The organism is Rhizobium albus, from assembly GCA_030160035.1.
In the GTDB taxonomy this organism is placed as follows: domain Bacteria; phylum Pseudomonadota; class Alphaproteobacteria; order Rhizobiales; family Rhizobiaceae; genus Georhizobium; species Georhizobium albus.
The window spans coordinates 1050073-1066408 of record BSNO01000003.1 but is presented as its reverse complement, the minus strand read 5'-3'; the positions used below and the strand labels follow the sequence as shown (position 1 = coordinate 1066408).

Genomic DNA, 16336 nt, shown 5'->3' with positions numbered 1-16336 from the left:
TCCGCTTTAGCTTCGAGACTCAATGACAGACGGCGCCGCATGCATCGCGGCGCCGTTTTTTATTGATCAAAAGGCGACAATCTAGGATCATTCTCTCCACAACGGTGCGTTGAGGAGGGACGGATGAACCCCTTGATCAACTCTCTTGCCGGCCGGATCGTCTCCCGGGGCAATCTGGCCGTGACCGACCATGCCGGACAGGTTCGCCATTATGGCGACGGTTCTGGCAATCCTGTCCATCTGCGCTTCAACACTGCCCGTGCGGAACGAGCCGTTGCGCTCGACCCGGCGCTGAAGCTCGGCGAATGCTACATGCAGGGCGAGATCGACATGGTCGAGGGCGATATCTTCGCGCTGCTCGAACTGCTTTTCACGAATTCGGGACCTTACGCCACGGCGACGGCGCCATGGATGCGGGCACTGAACCGGATACGGCTGGCCCTCTCGCAGCGGAGCCTGCGCATCGGCATCGGTCGCGCGCGGCGCAATGTGCAGCACCATTACGATCTATCGGGCAAGCTCTACGACCTGTTTCTCGACGAGGACCGGCAGTACTCCTGCGCCTATTACCGCGAGCCCGGCATGAGCCTGGAGGCGGCGCAGCGCGCCAAGAAGGAGCATATCGCGGCCAAGCTGCTTCTCGATCGGTCAGGCCTCTCGGTTCTGGATATCGGATCGGGATGGGGCGGGCTCGGCCTTTACCTCTCGCGCAGCTTCGATGCCGATGTCACCGGCATCACGCTTTCGGACGAGCAACTGGCCTACGCCAACCGGCGGATCCTGCCACGCGAGGAGCATCGCGTTCGGTTTCTCCTCAAGGACTTCCGAAAGCTCGATGACCGGTTCGATCGCATCGTCTCGGTTGGCATGTTCGAGCATGTGGGCAAGGCCGCCTTCGACACCTATTTCGCTCAGTGCGCCAAACTGCTGAAGAGAGACGGCGTCATGGTGCTCCACGCGATCGGACGCCTGGATGTCCCTTCCTGGACCAATCCGTTCATCACCAAATACATTTTCCCAGGCGGCTACATCCCCTCGCTTTCGGAAGTCATCCCGCCGATCGAACGCTCCGGCCTCAAGATCATGGATGTCGAGATTCTCCGCCTGCACTACGCGGATACGCTGCGGGACTGGCGTGGGCGCTTCATGGCACGCCGCGACGAGGCAAAGGCGCTTTACGACGAGGCGTTCTGCCGGATGTGGGAATTTTACCTTGCGGCATCCGAATCGGCTTTCCGCTGGCAGAACCTCATGGTTTTCCAGATCCAGCTCGCCCATGACATCGAGGCGGTGCCGCTGACACGCGACTACATCAGCGACGCGGAACGCCAGCTCACCGCGCACATCCAGCCCAGACGGACGGGGTGAAAACAGCCGAATCGTGCTAGGTTTCCCACGGTCAAATGTTTCCCGCTTGCGGCTAACAGATTGACGTGGGCGGGCTGTGGACGAGTGTGGAAATGACTCACAGTTCCAGGCCGGGCACGGATTGCTGGAACATGCCCCTCGCCCCCGTGGCCCCTTAGGTCTAGTCAGTCCGTGCGGGAATTATGGACAGGGATCGTCGGGAAAAATCATGAATGAAGCCGTGCGCAAGCTCGCAGAGGTCGGAGCAGCCAACCAGCATTATCGCGAAGCGCCGAGCAACATCGAAGCCGAGCAGGCTCTGCTGGGTGCAATCCTCGTCAACAACGACGCCTTTTATCGCGTTTCGGACTTTTTGAAGCCGGTCCACCTGCACGAGCCCCTGCACCGCAAGATCTACGAGGTCGCAGGCGACATCATTCGCATGGGCAAGACGGCGAACCCCGTCACCATCAAGACCTTCCTACCGTCCGATGAAAAGATCGGCGACATGACGATGGCGCAGTATCTCGCGCGCCTCGCCGCAGAAGCCGTCACCATCATCAATGCCGAGGATTATGGCCGCGCGATCTATGATCTGGCGCTGCGCCGCGCGCTGATCACGATCGGCGAGGACATGGTCAACATCGCCTATGATGCGCCGGTCGACATGCCGCCGCAGGGCCAGATCGAAGACGCAGAACGGCGCCTGTTCGAGCTGGCTGAAACCGGCCGCTATGACGGTGGTTTCCAGTCCTTCAACGACGCCGTCGCGGCCGCGATCGACATGGCGGGTGCCGCCTATCAGCGCGACGGCGGACTTTCCGGCATTTCCACCGGCATCCAGACGCTCGACCAGAAAATGGGTGGCCTGCAGCATTCGGACTTGATCATCCTTGCCGGACGTCCGGGCATGGGCAAGACGTCGCTCGCCACCAACATCGCCTTCAACATCGCACAGGCCTACCAGCCGGGCGAAGTGATGCCGGACGGCTCGCAGAAGACGGCCAATGGCGGTGTCGTCGGCTTCTATTCGCTCGAAATGTCTGGCGAGCAACTCGCCACGCGTATCATTTCGGAGCAGACGGAGATCTCGTCCTCCAAGATCCGCCGCGGTTCGATCACCGAGGCCGATTTCGAGAAGCTCGTCGCCTGCTCGCAGATGATGCAGAAGATCCCGCTCTATATCGACCAGACCGGTGGTATCTCCATCGCCCAGATGTCGGCGCGTGCACGGCGCCTGAAGCGCCAGCGCGGTCTCGACGTGCTCGTCGTCGACTACGTGCAGCTGATGACCGGCTCCAAGAAAGCGGGCGAAAACCGCGTTCAGGAAATCACCGAGATCACGACGGGCCTCAAAGCCCTGGCCAAGGAGCTGCAGGTTCCGATCATCGCGCTGTCGCAGCTCTCCCGTCAGGTGGAAAACCGCGAAGACAAGCGCCCGCAGCTTTCCGACCTTCGTGAATCCGGTTCGATCGAGCAGGACGCCGACGTGGTGATCTTCGTTTACCGCGACGAGTACTACGTGCAGAACTCCGAACCACGCCGCTCGCCCGACCAGATCGCGAGCGACTACAAGGACGAAGCCTATCTCGCTTGGGAAGAGAAGATGAACCGGGCCCGCGGCATGGCCGACGTCATCATCGCCAAACAGCGCCACGGCCCCACAGGCACGGTGACCTTGGCATTCCAGGCAGAATTCACGCGCTTCTCCGACCTCGCCGACACATCCTATCTGCAGTATTCGCACGATAGCCACGAGTGACGGCTCAAGACCACACGCCGCCACCGGCGCTCACGCTCGACATCGATCTGGCTGCGCTGGCGGCCAACTGGCGCGCCATGGCGGCGCGTTCAGGGCCCGCGCGTGCAAGCGCGGTCGTCAAGGCGAACGGCTATGGGCTTGGCATCGAACCGGTTGTCCGCACGCTAAGCGAAGCCGGCTGCCGCGATTTTTTCACGGCGACGATCGACGAGGCCATCACCGCACGGCGCCTTGCACCGCATGCCCGCATCCTCGTGCTGAACGGAATTTATCCCGGCACAGAGCAGCGTTTCCGCAAACATCGCCTTACGCCGATCCTGTGCTCGATGGAGCAGGTTCAGTTGTGGGACGAGGCGTGCACGCGCGATGGTCGACTGCCCTATGCGCTGCATGTGGACACGGGAATGAACCGGCTGGGCGTGACGATACCGGAAGCCCTCGCCCTTGCCGAACGCGAAGCCGATGACCGGCCTAGCTTGATCATGAGCCACCTCGCTTGTGCTGATGATCCGGATCGCGGCGACAACGCGCGACAGCTCGAGTCTTTCCAGGCGGTTAGAAGCGCCTTTCAAGGCATCGAATCCAGTCTCAGCAATTCCGCCGGCATCTTCCTGGGTGGCGCCTATCTCTGCGACCTGACCCGGCCTGGGATCGCGCTCTACGGTGGCGAAGCCGTGAACCGGGCTGAGAACCCAATGCAGGTTGTCGCAACGGCAAAAGCGCGCATCCTGCAGATTCGGCGGGCTCCGGTGGGAAGCGCGGTCAGCTATGGCGGCACCGCCAGGGTGACACGTGACACAAAGATTGCGGTCTGCGCCGTCGGTTACGCGGACGGCTATCTGCGCAGCCTTTCCGGCTCCGGCGTTCCACTGCGCGACACCGATGCTCCGGCGCCCGTCGCATCGCTGCACGGCCAAGCGATTCCCGTTCTGGGACGGGTCACCATGGATCTGACGATGTTCGATGTCACGGATGTCGTGGGACAGGAGGTGCGGTGCGGCGACTTCGTAGAACTCATCGGGAAGTCCCATCGGCTCGACGATCTGGCCCGCTCAGCGGGTACGATCGGATATGAAATACTGACGTCGCTTGGATCTCGTTACGCCCGGAACTACCGATCTTCATCACTATAATTTACGTATAATTTTAAGCGACCTGTCTCATTTACCATTTATTGTCTTTCCGTTTGTTTGATCGACTATGCCGGACTATTTCCATTGCATGCATTCGATGAGCGGATGCCTGGGATGGAAAGTTGGCATTCATGCATTCCGTGGTCGACTTCGAAGCAATCGCCGACCTGAAGGTCGATGGCAGAAGCAGCGCGCATGGAATAGCCATGCGACCAGCGGAGGTCGACCCTGAAGCCTGGCGGGCGCTGGCCGATACGGCACTGGAAGCCAACGGCTTCCTCTCGCCCGGCCACTATCTGTCGTTGACGCTCAACACACGACAGGCACGCCTGAGCCGAATGCTGGTCTCGCGCGGGCCTCTCGGCATCAACGGACTGCTGCCCCTTACCCACGCCTGGCATGTGCTCCGCCTGCCCGTCCCGGCATTCGTCTTCGCACAACCCTATCTTCCGCTGGGAACGCCGCTGCTCGGGACAAGTGATCCCGTGCGCGCCGCGGGAAACCTGATCGATGCCGCAAACGACGCGGGTGCGGCTTTGATCGGGCTTGGCGCGATGACGCAGGATGGCCCGGTAGCAAAGGCCTTCACGGCTGCGCTCGCTGAACGCGGATTGAAGCCGATCATCCGAAACGCGCATGAGCGAGCCGGACTTTTAGCCTTGGGTAACTCGGAGGCCTATCTGCGCGGTGGCATGGGGTCGAAAAAACTGAAGGAACTACGCCGGCTGCGGCATCGCCTGGAAGACATGGGGCCCGTTGAATTCCGCATTGCCCGTTCGTCCGATGCAGTCCAGGCTGCGATCACCCGGTTTCTGGCCCTGGAAGCCAGCGGCTGGAAAGGACGGCGCGGAACGGCATTCGCCAACGACGCGAATGACACTGCCTATATCAGTGGTGCAAGCCGGGCACTGGCCAGCCGCGGCCAGATCGAAATCTGCGAATTGTTGGTCAATGATGCCGTCATCGCTTCGGGCCTCGTGCTGCGCAGCGGTCGCTCCGCATTCTTCTTCAAGACCGCCTATGACGAAACGTTCGAACGTTACTCGCCAGGCGTTCAACTGACCGTCGACCTGACGCGGCACCTCTGCGACGACCCGGCCATCGATCGTGCAGACTCAGTGGCCATCGCCGATCATCCGATGATCGACCATGTCTGGCGCGAGCGGATTGCCGTGTGCGACTTCTTTATCCCGACCCGCAAGGGGCCGGCCGTCAATCTCTGCATCGCCGCCTTCGATGCGCGCTACCGCGCCCGCGCGCTCGCCAAATCCCTCATCACCACCATGCGGACCAGAAGGAAACCTAACTGATGTCTTCCCTTCTTCACGTTCAGAATCAGGAATTCCAGAGCCATTTCCCGCTGCGGCCCTTCCGCATCTCGCACGATCTCGCCGGCGATCCGCGCCTGACGCTTCCCGCCATTCTGGAACTCGTCGGCAAGCTGCCGGGTGACAGGATCGAGTACAATTCCGGCAAGGTCGGCATCTCGCAGGATCCGTCGACCACCCCTCTGGTCGATCTGACGCCTGACGAGGTCGTCGCCCGCATCGAGACGGCCGGGGCCTGGATGGTGCTCAAGCGGATCGAGGTCGAACCGGCCTATCGTCAGCTTCTCGAAGACGCGCTGAACTCAGTTGCCCGGGCGCGCGGCCACAAGTCGGTTGTCGATGCGGGCTTCACCGACATCCAGGGCTTCCTCTTCGTCTCGTCACCCAACTCGACGACGCCGTTCCACCTGGATGGCGAGGACAATTTCTTCGTCCAGATCCATGGCGACAAGCAGTTCAACGTCTATGACAACGAAGACCGTGCGATCCTGTCGGAAGATCTGATCGAGCATTCGCTGACGCGCCACCGCAACATGACGTTCGATCCTGCCTTCGAGGATCGCGGCATGCACAATGCGCTGAAGCCGGGCGAAGGCCTCTTCGTGCCCTATCTTTGGCCGCACTACGTGCAGACCAAGGAGAGCTATTCGATCTCGCTCGCGATCACGTGGAAAAGCCGCGCCGTGAAGCGCCGCAACAGCCTCTACCTCGCCAACTCCCTGCTGCGCCGACGTGGTTTCCCGCAGGCGGCGCCGGGTATGCATCGCGTTTGGGACGAGACGAAGATCCTCGCCGTTCAAATGGGCGCGCTCGCCGTCGAGCCGCTGCGCAAGTCCGAGCGGTTGCGCAAGTCGATCCGCGCCCTCGTTCTCGGCAAGCGCGCGAATTACTATTACCGCAACGGCAAGACGGCTGGGGCTGCGAAGGCGGAAGCGTCCTGAGCAGTCGGTCGCCCTCGGCTCACTCCTGGGGCGAGTAGCAACTGTTCTTCCCCTGTGCTAGGCTTAACCACTTCACAGGGGAGTTCACGCATGTCGACCCACAAGCGCTCCATCGTCATCGGCGAATATTTCGACGGCTTCATCGAATCCCAGATCGCATCCGGGCGGTTCAACAATGCAAGCGAAGTCGTGCGCGCAGCGCTCCGCCTGCTGGAGAACGAGGAAGCGAAGCTTGCGGAGCTGAGGGCTTTGATAGCCGAAGGGGACGCCGATATCGCGGCTGGTCGGTACACGGTTGTGGACTCTGTTGATGATTTCGTCGCGGACATCATTGAGCAGGGGAAGAGGCGATTAAGCGCAGAAAACTGATCGTATCCCGGCAAGCCGAGACCGATCTCGAAGAGATCTTCTTCTATATCGCCACCGACAACCCGATCGCCGCAGAACGTTTTGTTAGAGCGCTCATGGCACGAGCTCAGTGGATCGCCGAGACCGAACATCATGGGCGTGATCGCACCGAGCTTGCTGAAGAGCTGCGTAGCATGGCTTATCGGGAGCGTCTGATCGTTTACCGGATAGACGATGTCGAGGTGCGGATACTTCGTTTCCTGCATGGCCGCCGCGATATCAGCTCCGACGACTTCACCGCGTCCGATACCTAGGCAAGTACGAAGTCGAATCTGCCGAGCAAGCCGTCGCTTGCTTCGCTCATCTCCATCAGCAGTCTTGGATCATAGATGCCATCGCGGTCATTGTCGGGCTCGCCGGGGAAATAGAGCTGCGTTGTCAGGTCCACGCCGGCGCCAGACGCGATCTTCACGTGATAATGTCGCGTGCGGCCGGGATAGCGGCCGGGCATGATGGTGTCGAAGATGAAGCGGCCATTGGCGTCGGTCACCTGATAGCCGCGAAAGGCATAGCCCGAATTGTCGTAGCTGCCCGCATCATCGGCATGCCAGAGATCGACGATCATGTTCGCGCGTGGACGGCATGCCGGGTCGACGACGAAGCCGAAGACGGTGACCGGCGTCCCTGCCTTGTCGCTACGAAAATCTCGCTTTTCGGGCGTCTGCGGCGTGTAGAACGGGCCTTCGGTTTGTGCTTGCGTTATCCTATCCTCGGGGCCGCAGGCCGGCGTCAGCGGTAGCTGTGCTCCCTGCGCCGACGCAGGACCGACAAGCGCCAACGACATCGGCGCGGCAGCCCAGGCGTTCAAAAACGCGCGACGAGAAAATGCTGTGACCAAGGCGGGCCTCCTGCGCTTCAAAGGGTCGCGCGGGGTTCGCGCTTTCCCCTGTCCATGCTAGTGCATCGGGCCGTTTTGCGCATCAGCCGAAAGTGTCGACGTCCGCATGGCCAAAGCCCGCACGCAATTCGTCTGCCAGAACTGTGCCACCGTGCACGCGCGCTGGGTCGGCAAATGCGAAGGCTGCGGCGAGTGGAACACGATCGTCGAGGACGACCCGACCGCGGGCATCGGCGGCGGGCCGGGCCGCACGCCCAAGAAAGGCCGACCAGTCGCGCTGACGGCGCTCTCCGGCGAAATCGAGGAAGCACCGCGCATCCCAACCGGCATTGCCGAGCTCGACCGCGCCACGGGCGGCGGGTTCGTACGCGGATCGGCCCTTTTGATCGGCGGTGATCCCGGCATCGGCAAATCCACCCTGCTCATGCAGGCGGCGGCCGCCCTGTCGCGGCTGGGCAGCCGTGTCATCTACGTGTCCGGCGAAGAAGCGGTTGCGCAGGTTCGCCTGCGCGCACAGCGCCTGCATGCGGCCGACACGAACGTGCTGCTGGCCGCGGAAACGAATGTCGAGGACATTCTCGCGACGCTGTCTGAAGGCAAGCGGCCTGACCTCGTCATCATCGATTCCATTCAGACGCTGTGGAGCGATCTCGCTGAAAGCGCACCGGGTACGGTGACCCAGGTGCGCGTCGGCGTGCAAGCCATGATCCGCTTTGCCAAGCAGACCGGCGCCACCGTGGTGCTCGTCGGGCATGTCACGAAGGACGGCCAGATCGCAGGCCCACGCGTCGTCGAGCACATGGTCGATGCCGTGCTCTACTTCGAAGGCGATCGCGGCCATCATTATCGCATCCTGCGCACGGTGAAGAATCGGTTCGGGCCGACCGACGAGATCGGCGTCTTCGAAATGTCGGACAAGGGGCTGCGCGAAGTCTCCAACCCCTCCGAGCTCTTTCTGGGGGAGCGCAACGCCAAGGCGCCGGGTGCTGCCGTCTTCGCCGGGATGGAGGGCACGCGGCCCATCCTCGTCGAGATCCAGGCGCTTGTCGCGCCCTCGCCGCTCGGCACGCCGCGGCGCGCCGTCGTCGGCTGGGATTCGGCGCGATTGTCCATGATCCTCGCGGTTCTGGAAGCCCATTGCGGCGTTCGGCTGGCCCAGCATGACGTCTATCTGAACGTCGCCGGCGGCTACCGGGTCAGCGAGCCGGCGGCCGATATGGCGGTCGCCGCGGCGCTCGTTTCCTCACTTGCCGGCCTTGCTCTCCCGGCCGATTGCGTCTATTTCGGCGAGATCAGCCTGTCGGGAGCCGTGAGGCCTGTGGCGCACACGGCGCAACGCCTCAAGGAGGCCGAAAAACTGGGATTCCAACGGGCGGTACTGCCCAGCGCATCGGCCGAAATACCCGCCTCTCGCCAGGCCGGATTGACCGAGATCGAGGCGCTTGCGGATCTGGTGGTCAAAATTGCCGGCTCGAAGAAGCGGCCAAACGACGATAGCGGAGACGCAACGCTCTGAGCGTATCTCTCAAGGGACCAAATAGCGGCGATCGTCACGAGGCCCGTGGCGCGCTTCCTGGAGTATAAGACCGACAATGCCCATCACAATCCTGGACGGTATCCTGATCGGGATCACGCTCTTCTCGGCGGTGCTTGCCATGGTACGTGGCTTCTCGCGCGAGGTGCTGTCCGTTGCATCCTGGATCGCGGCTGCATTCGCAGCCTTCTACTTCTACCCGCTGCTTCTACCCTATGCGGCCGACTACACGACAAGCAACACGGTCGCGACGATCGGTTCGGCCGCGATCATCTTTCTGATCGCGCTGATCATCGTGTCCTTCATCACCATGCGGATCGCGGATTTCATCATCGACAGCCGCATCGGCGCGCTCGATCGCACGCTCGGCTTTGTCTTCGGCGCTGCGCGTGGTGTGCTGCTGGTCGTCGTTGGCATGCTGTTCCTCAACTGGCTGATCGACGAGCCGCGCCAGCCGCCATGGGTCACGGAGGCGAAATCCAAGCCGCTTCTCGATCAGTTGGGCGAGCGTCTCGTCAACATTCTGCCGGAAGATGCCGATGCGACGATTCTGGATCGTCTGCGCGGCGGCGAGGTGGAAGTCGACGCAACGGGTGCGGCACCACCTGCACCCGACACTGGCGCGAACTGACAAAGTGCTTATCTGAAGCAGGCAGCGATGCCTGCATGACGGCTGATTTTGGCATCCCCGCCGATCGTCGGCCGATCGGCCAGGAGCAAAGGTCCGAACCATGACGCTTCAAACGAGTGAGACCACAAACACGCTCGAAGACGAAGGCGATGCCTTCCGTGACGAGTGCGGGGTTTTCGGGATCTATGGCAGGCAGGATGCTGCAGCCGTCGTCACGCTCGGGCTTCATGCCTTGCAGCATCGCGGCCAGGAAGCGGCCGGCATCGTCTCCTACGACGGCAAGCAGTTCTTCGTGGAGCGGCACATCGGCCTGATCGGCGACACGTTCACCAAGCAGTCGGTCATCGACCGGCTGCAGGGAAGCCGCGCCATCGGCCATACGCGCTATTCCACGACCGGCGGCGAAGGCCTGCGCAACGTGCAGCCCTTCTTCGCGGAATTCGCCGGCGGCGGGTTCGCCGTTGCCCATAACGGCAACATCACCAATGCGATGACGCTGCAAAAGCAGCTTCAGAAGCGGGGCGCGATCTTCTCGTCGACCTCCGACACCGAGACGATCCTGCATCTGATCGCCGTCTCGAGCGGCACGCAACTGGTCGACAAATTCATCGACGCCATCACGCAGCTCGAAGGCGCGTTCTCGCTGGTGGGCCTTTCGGAAAAGAAGATGATCGGCGCGCGCGATCCGCTCGGCATCCGCCCGCTGGTTCTGGGCGATCTCGACGGCGCCTATATACTCGCTTCGGAGACCTGTGCGCTCGACATCATCGGCGCGCGCTACGTGCGCGACATCAAGCCGGGCGAAATGGTGATCGTCACAGACAAGGGCGTCGAGAGCCGCTTCCCGTTCGAAAAGACGAAGCCGCGCTTCTGCATCTTCGAATATGTCTATTTCGCGCGGCCCGATTCCATCATCGAAGGCCGCAACGTCTACGAAGCGCGCAAGAAGATCGGCACCGAGCTCGCCATCGAAAGCCCGGTCGATGCTGATCTCGTCGTGCCCGTACCGGATTCCGGCGTGCCCGCGGCCATCGGCTTCGCGCAAGGGTCGGGCATTCCGTTTGAACTCGGCATCATCCGCAACCACTATGTCGGCCGTACCTTCATCCAGCCGACCGCGGCCATCCGGCATATGGGCGTGAAGCTCAAGCACAATGCCAACAAGCGCATGCTGGAAGGCAAGCGCGTGGTGCTGGTCGACGATTCGATCGTGCGTGGCACCACCTCGCAGAAGATCGTGCAGATGGTGCGCGAAGCTGGCGCGCGCGAAGTGCACATGCGCATCGCCTCGCCGCCGACCATGTCCTCCTGCTTCTACGGGGTCGACACGCCGGAAAAGGCGAAGCTTCTCGCCTCACGCATGTCGATCGAGGAGATGGCGGATTTTATCCGCGTCGATAGCCTGGCCTTCCTCTCGATCGACGGACTTTACCGCGCCGTCAACGAACCATCGCGCAACAACGAGCAGCCGCAGTTCTGCGATGCCTGCTTCACCGGCGATTACCCGACGCAGCTCACCGACCACGAGGGCGTCGATAATGTGCGCACGCTCTCGCTTCTTGCCAACAACGGATAAGTGACCCTCATGCTCGACCTTAAGGGGCGCATCGCGCTCGTCACCGGCGCGTCGCGCGGCATCGGCTATTTCACCGCGCTCGAGCTGGCGAAATCCGGCGCGCATGTGATTGCCGTTGCCCGAACAGTCGGTGGCCTGGAAGAGCTCGACGACGAAATCAAGGCCGTCGGGGGCACTGCGACGCTGGTGCCGCTCGACCTTGCGGACATGAAAGCCATCGATGCGCTCGGCGGCTCGATTCACGAGCGCTGGGGCAAGCTGGACGTTCTCGTCGCCAATGCCGGCATGCTCGGCACGATCGCGCCGCTCGGGCACACCAAGGCGAAGGACTTCGAGAAGGTGATGACCATCAACGTCAACGCCACGTGGCGGTTGATGCGCACTGTCGAGCCGCTGATCAAGGCGTCGGACGCCGGGCGCGGCATCTTCCTGTCATCCGGCGTTGCCCATTCGTGCAAGCCCTTTTGGGGCGCCTATGCCGCTTCCAAGGCTGCGATCGAAGCCATGGCGCGGGTCTGGGCGAACGAGCTGGTCAATTTCGGCGTGCGGATCAACAATGTGAACCCGGGCGCCACCCGCACCGCCATGCGGGCGCAGGCGGTTCCGGGTGAGAACCCGTCGACCTTGCCCGATCCACGCGACGTCGCCGCCAAGATCGTCAAGCTCGCCGATCCGGCACTGACGGAAAACGGCATGCTTTTCGACGTGCGGCAGGACCGCTTCCTCGCCTATCGCGATCCGGAATAATCCGGGTCACAAACGGTCCGGCTCTTCCGTCGAGACCGTTGCTGCCCCCTTCGGCCGGCCATAGGTGCGGCGCCAGGCGCGGTAACCCATTGGCAGCGTCGCCAGATAGATCAAAGCGGTGACCGCGAGTGTTGCCCAGATATAGCTCATCAGAAGCGCGACGTAGATTGCGATCGCGATCAGCACCGGCAACACCAGATCGCGGCGGATGCGGCCCACGGCCTTGCCGGAATAAACCGGAAGGCGCGAGACCAGCAGGAACGCGATGAGTGCCGTATAGATAATCGCGGCACCGGCAAAGACCGGTCCCGGCTCGAAGCCGAGATGGCCGAGATAGACCGGCAGCAGCACCAGCATGGCGCCGAAGGGTGCCGGCACACCGACGAAATAGTTCGACTGCCATTTCGCCTTCGGACGTTCGTCCATCACGTTGAAGCGTGCAAGACGCAGAGCCGCTGCAAGCACGTAGATAAGCGCTGCGATCCAGCCGAACGACTCTGCCTGGTTCAGGAGATAGGCGTAGAGAACCAGTGCGGGAGCGACGCCGAAATTGACGATGTCGGCGAGCGAATCCATCTGAGCGCCGAAGCGGGATGAGGATTTCATCAGGCGCGCGACGCGGCCATCGACGCCATCCAGAAACGCCGCGACGAGCACCATGATAACAGCGAGTTCCACCCGGCCTTCGAAAGCCAGCCGGATACCGGTCAAACCGGCACAGATCGCAAGCACGGTGATGATAGTCGGGATCATCATGCGGAAGGAGATCTCGCGCAGGCGCGGCCCCATCGCATTGTCCGGGTCGCCCTCGTCGTGATCAGGATCGAACGAACTGAACGGCTGATCGAGGAAATCGTCGGTCTCGGCGTCGTCGCGGGGTCGCTCTGTCATCCGTCGTCCTCGATGGTTCTCAAGCTTTGTTTGATTGCACAGATCAGTCGCGGCGGGTGACCACAGGGCCCTTGGGCGAATTGAATTCCGCGATCACCGTTTCCCCTGCAATCGCCGTCTGCCCTACAGCCACGCGCGGGCGCGCGCCTTCCGGCAGGAAGACATCGAGCCGCGAGCCGAAACGGATCAGGCCGAATCGCCCGCCTGTCTCCAGGCGATCGCCTTCCTCGACGAAGCAAAGGATGCGGCGGGCAACCAGGCCCGCGATCTGCACAACGCCGATCTCGCCCCGGCTTGTCGTGATCACCATGCCGTTGCGCTCGTTCTCGGTGCTCGCCTTGTCCAGTTCGGCGTTCAGAAACGATCCTTTGGAATAGACGATCCGGTCGATTGAACCGGCGAGCGGCGCGCGGTTCACGTGGCAGTCGAAAACGTTCATGAACACGGAGATCCGCAGCATCGGTGCGGCACCAAGGTCCAGTTCCGCCGGCGGGACTACGCGGGTGACCGCCGAAACCCTGCCATCGGCCGGGCTGATCACCAAATCTTCGTCGATCGGCGTCACGCGCTCCGGATCGCGGAAGAAATAGACGCACCAGACCGTCAGGATCAGCCCGATCCAGAACAGCCAATCGGCGACGAAGCCAAGCAGGATCGCTGCCAACAGAAATACCGCGATGAAGGGATAGCCCTCCCGCCGCACTGGGACGAGCACGTTTTTGATGCTGTGCCAGACGTCCATGTCTTCTCACTCCGATATCGATTGCTTCGAGGCGCCGGCCCCGATTGGCATGGGAGGGCTCTAGCGCGTCAGCACCTCAGCGGCAACGGTCCGGCGGCAATTGGGGTTCCTTGAATAGGCCTCGAAGGGATCAGGCAGGGTCGCCCTCGAGAGTTCTGCGACGAACGACCACGCCCAACTCGTCTTCTTCCTGCACCTTCTTGAGCTTCTCTTCCGCCTCGATCGCCTCGCGTTGGCGGTCCCACATCGCGGTATAAAGACCGCCCTGAGCAATCAGGCGCGCATGCGGCCCGCGCTCGGCGATCTTCCCATCCTGCAGCACGATGATCTCGTCGGCACCGATGACGGTGGACAGCCGGTGGGCGATCACGAGCGTGGTGCGACCCTTGGAGACGAAATCGAGCGATGTCTGGATTTCCTGCTCGGTGGCGGTATCTAGCGCCGACGTCGCCTCGTCCAGGATCAGGATCGGTGGGGCCTTCAGGATCGTGCGCGCGATGGCGACACGCTGCTTCTCGCCGCCAGAAAGCTTGAGCCCGCGCTCGCCGACCATCGTTTTATACCCCTCGGGAAGGGACGAGATGAAGCGGCCGACCTGCGCCAGCTCGGCGGCCTGGTGAACCTCGGCTTCACTCGCATCCACGCGGCCATAGCGGATGTTGTATTCCAGCGTATCGTTGAAGAGCACCGTATCCTGCGGCACCATGCCGATGACGGCGCGCAGAGACTTCTGGGTGACATCGCGTACATCCTGCCCGTCGATCGTCACGCTGCCCTGCTGCACGTCATAGAAGCGATAGAGCAGCCGCGAGATGGTCGACTTGCCTGCACCCGAAGGTCCGACGATAGCGACAGTATGACCAGCCGGCACCTCGAAGGAGATGCCTTTCAGGATGGGCCGCGCCGGGTCGTAGGCAAAATGGACATTGTCGAAACGGATCGCGCCGGTGCTCACAGCAAGGGCAGCGGCGCCCGGCTTGTCCGTTATTTCGGGATCGACTTCCAAGAGATCGAACATCTGTTCGATGTCGGTCAGGCCCTGCCGGATTTCGCGGTAGACGAAACCGATGAAGTTCAGCGGCACCGAAAGCTGCATGAGCATCGCGTTGACGAAGACGAAATCGCCGATCGTCTGCTCGCCGCGCTGCACCGCCATGGCGGACAGCACCATCATCAGTGTCATTCCGATACCGAAGATGACGCCCTGCCCCATATTGAGCCAGCCGAGCGAGGTCCACACCTGTGTGGCCGACTTCTCGTAGCGCTCCATGGACTGATCAAAGCGCTTGGCTTCCATCGTCTCGTTGCCGAAATATTTGACCGTCTCGAAATTGAGGAGCGAGTCGATCGCCTTGGTGTTGGCTTCGGTGTCGGAATTGTTCATCGCGCGGCGGATGCCGATGCGCCAATCAGAGGCGCGGATCGTGAACCAGCTGTAGAAGAAGACCGTCAGAGCGGTGATCGCGAAATAGGAAAACCCGAAGGCAAAGGCGAAGATCGCCGCGACCATCGCGAATTCCAGGAGCGTCGGCACCGTGTTCAAGATCGTGAAGCGCACGATCGTCTCGATGCCCTTGGTGCCACGCTCGATGATGCGAGACAGGCCGCCGGTGCGCCGCTCGAGATGAAAGCGCAGCGACAATTGGTGCATATGCACGAAGGTCTGGTAGGCGAGACGCCGCACCGCATATTGCCCAACGCTGGCGAAAAGCGCGTCCCGCAGCTGGTTCAGGCCCCATTGAACGATGCGCGCAACGTTATAGGCAATCACCAGCATGACGCCGCCGAGTAGAAGCTGCGGCACGAAATCCGGCATCGCCAACTCGCCATTCAGTGAATCCGTCGCCCATTTGAAGAAATAGGGCACGACGATCAGCACGATCTTCGACAGGACGAGGAACAGCGTCGCCCAGACGACACGGCGCTTCAGGTCCGGGCGAGCGGACGGCCACATATAGGGCCAGAGGTTGCGCAACGTTTGCAGCGGATTGCCGGAATCCGCCGACACAGTCTTCGAAGCCATCAATCTTTACCTTCCGCCGGCACCGACCGGCTCATCGCATCGCGCCGTCTTCGGCGCACTGCAGCAACTTTCAAGCAATCCGCCGAGGTCCTTGGCCAGTTGCGACACCGCCTCCTCATCGAGACTGTAACGAGAGGCCTGGCGGTCTGGCCGGTAGAGGACGAGCCCCGCCTGCACGAGCGTGCGCAGATGTTGGGAGACCGTCGATTGGGCAAGACCGATCTCCAAGACCACATCCTTGCAGCAACACGCGTCACGGTGAGCCAGCAGGCGCAGGATCTTCAGCCGAGCGGGATGGGCCAACGCCTGCAGGCGCTCGGCCATCACCGCATCGCGTTTCGCGGCGTCCGAGGATGAGGGGCAGCAGCTATGCATCGTTCATCGGCGATATACGATGAAGCATTCCATGTCTAGATCGCGGGCAAGCCTATCGGC

General features: G+C 62.0%; 16 protein-coding genes. 11 read left to right on the top strand and 5 right to left on the bottom strand.

All coding sequences use genetic code 11. The annotated features are described in order from the left end of the window. Positions 1-123: 123 nt before the first annotated feature. The 7 genes from QQL76_RS12750 to QQL76_RS12720 all read left to right on the top strand — a co-directional run bounded on the left by QQL76_RS12750 (position 124) and on the right by QQL76_RS12720 (position 7173). On the top strand, positions 124-1368 hold the full coding sequence (locus QQL76_RS12750; RefSeq protein WP_499207964.1) for an SAM-dependent methyltransferase: 1245 nt from the start codon (positions 124-126) through the stop codon (positions 1366-1368). A gap of 208 nt (positions 1369-1576) precedes the next feature. Then, positions 1577-3109 carry a replicative DNA helicase gene (locus tag QQL76_RS12745; RefSeq protein WP_126010781.1) on the top strand — a complete coding sequence of 511 codons (1533 nt, stop codon included), beginning with the start codon at positions 1577-1579 and terminating at the stop codon, positions 3107-3109. Beyond that, the gene (gene alr / locus QQL76_RS12740) at positions 3106-4242 is read left to right on the top strand and encodes an alanine racemase (RefSeq protein WP_499207963.1); all 1137 of its coding nucleotides are present in this window, start codon (positions 3106-3108) and stop codon (positions 4240-4242) included. Before QQL76_RS12745 ends, alr begins: the two co-directional genes overlap by 4 nt. Before the next feature lie 131 nt (positions 4243-4373). Beyond that, positions 4374-5552, top strand: a complete 1179-nt coding sequence (locus QQL76_RS12735) for a GNAT family N-acetyltransferase (RefSeq protein ID WP_499207962.1) — start codon at positions 4374-4376, stop codon at positions 5550-5552. Beyond that, positions 5552-6511: a cupin domain-containing protein gene (locus QQL76_RS12730; protein ID WP_499207961.1), complete on the top strand. Its 960-nt coding sequence runs from the start codon at positions 5552-5554 to the stop codon at positions 6509-6511. The genes QQL76_RS12735 and QQL76_RS12730 overlap by 1 nt, the downstream gene beginning before the upstream one ends. 90 nt (positions 6512-6601) lie before the next feature. Further along, positions 6602-6880, top strand: a complete 279-nt coding sequence (locus QQL76_RS12725; RefSeq protein WP_499207960.1) for a ribbon-helix-helix domain-containing protein — start codon at positions 6602-6604, stop codon at positions 6878-6880. After that, positions 6862-7173, top strand: a complete 312-nt coding sequence (locus QQL76_RS12720) for a type II toxin-antitoxin system RelE/ParE family toxin (protein WP_499208366.1) — start codon at positions 6862-6864, stop codon at positions 7171-7173. The genes QQL76_RS12725 and QQL76_RS12720 overlap by 19 nt, the downstream gene beginning before the upstream one ends. On the opposite strand, the gene QQL76_RS12715 is transcribed toward QQL76_RS12720, so the two are convergent. After that, the gene (locus QQL76_RS12715; protein WP_499207959.1) at positions 7170-7757 is read right to left on the bottom strand and encodes a dioxygenase family protein; all 588 of its coding nucleotides are present in this window, start codon (positions 7755-7757) and stop codon (positions 7170-7172) included. The two genes, QQL76_RS12720 and QQL76_RS12715, sit on opposite strands and share 4 nt — an antisense overlap. Before the next feature lie 106 nt (positions 7758-7863). Between QQL76_RS12715 and radA the strand changes: the two genes are divergently transcribed. From radA to QQL76_RS12695, 4 genes are all read left to right on the top strand, one after another. Further along, the gene (radA, locus tag QQL76_RS12710; protein ID WP_404862250.1) at positions 7864-9273 is read left to right on the top strand and encodes a DNA repair protein RadA; all 1410 of its coding nucleotides are present in this window, start codon (positions 7864-7866) and stop codon (positions 9271-9273) included. Between the two features lie 76 nt (positions 9274-9349). Further along, positions 9350-9922 (top strand): CvpA family protein, encoded by a 573-nt coding sequence (locus tag QQL76_RS12705; protein ID WP_404862251.1) that lies wholly within the window; start codon positions 9350-9352, stop codon positions 9920-9922. A 100-nt stretch (positions 9923-10022) separates the two neighbouring features. Beyond that, a complete protein-coding gene (gene purF, locus QQL76_RS12700; RefSeq protein WP_499207958.1) occupies positions 10023-11498 on the top strand; it encodes an amidophosphoribosyltransferase in 1476 nt (491 codons plus the stop codon). 9 nt (positions 11499-11507) lie between these two features. Next, positions 11508-12245, top strand: coding sequence for an SDR family NAD(P)-dependent oxidoreductase (locus tag QQL76_RS12695; RefSeq protein WP_126010789.1), 738 nt, complete (start codon positions 11508-11510; stop codon positions 12243-12245). A 6-nt stretch (positions 12246-12251) separates the two neighbouring features. Here the strand turns inward: QQL76_RS12695 and pssA are convergent, their stop codons facing one another. The 4 genes from pssA to QQL76_RS12675 all read right to left on the bottom strand — a co-directional run bounded on the left by pssA (position 12252) and on the right by QQL76_RS12675 (position 16225). Further along, complete coding sequence (gene pssA / locus QQL76_RS12690) at positions 12252-13136, bottom strand: CDP-alcohol phosphatidyltransferase family protein (protein WP_499207957.1); 885 nt, start codon at positions 13134-13136, stop codon at positions 12252-12254. 43 nt (positions 13137-13179) lie between these two features. Continuing rightward, positions 13180-13878 carry a phosphatidylserine decarboxylase gene (locus tag QQL76_RS12685; protein WP_126010791.1) on the bottom strand — a complete coding sequence of 233 codons (699 nt, stop codon included), beginning with the start codon at positions 13876-13878 and terminating at the stop codon, positions 13180-13182. Between the two features lie 130 nt (positions 13879-14008). After that, on the bottom strand, positions 14009-15904 hold the full coding sequence (locus QQL76_RS12680; protein WP_499207956.1) for an ABCB family ABC transporter ATP-binding protein/permease: 1896 nt from the start codon (positions 15902-15904) through the stop codon (positions 14009-14011). Positions 15905-15907: 3 nt separating this feature from the next. After that, entirely contained in the window at positions 15908-16225 is a 318-nt protein-coding gene (locus tag QQL76_RS12675; RefSeq protein ID WP_499207955.1) for an ArsR/SmtB family transcription factor, read from the bottom strand. Positions 16226-16336 lie beyond the last annotated feature (111 nt).

Coding starts and splice junctions, on each gene's coding strand:
- QQL76_RS12750 (WP_499207964.1), top strand. CDS start 124: ATGAACCCCTTGATCAACTCTCTTGCCGGCCGGATCGTCTCCCGGGGC.
- QQL76_RS12745 (WP_126010781.1), top strand. CDS start 1,577: ATGAATGAAGCCGTGCGCAAGCTCGCAGAGGTCGGAGCAGCCAACCAG.
- QQL76_RS12735 (WP_499207962.1), top strand. CDS start 4,374: ATGCATTCCGTGGTCGACTTCGAAGCAATCGCCGACCTGAAGGTCGAT.
- QQL76_RS12730 (WP_499207961.1), top strand. CDS start 5,552: ATGTCTTCCCTTCTTCACGTTCAGAATCAGGAATTCCAGAGCCATTTC.
- QQL76_RS12725 (WP_499207960.1), top strand. CDS start 6,602: ATGTCGACCCACAAGCGCTCCATCGTCATCGGCGAATATTTCGACGGC.
- radA (WP_404862250.1), top strand. CDS start 7,864: ATGGCCAAAGCCCGCACGCAATTCGTCTGCCAGAACTGTGCCACCGTG.
- QQL76_RS12705 (WP_404862251.1), top strand. CDS start 9,350: ATGCCCATCACAATCCTGGACGGTATCCTGATCGGGATCACGCTCTTC.
- purF (WP_499207958.1), top strand. CDS start 10,023: ATGACGCTTCAAACGAGTGAGACCACAAACACGCTCGAAGACGAAGGC.
- QQL76_RS12695 (WP_126010789.1), top strand. CDS start 11,508: ATGCTCGACCTTAAGGGGCGCATCGCGCTCGTCACCGGCGCGTCGCGC.
- pssA (WP_499207957.1), bottom strand. CDS start 13,136: ATGACAGAGCGACCCCGCGACGACGCCGAGACCGACGATTTCCTCGAT.
- QQL76_RS12685 (WP_126010791.1), bottom strand. CDS start 13,878: ATGGACGTCTGGCACAGCATCAAAAACGTGCTCGTCCCAGTGCGGCGG.
- QQL76_RS12675 (WP_499207955.1), bottom strand. CDS start 16,225: ATGGCCGAGCGCCTGCAGGCGTTGGCCCATCCCGCTCGGCTGAAGATC.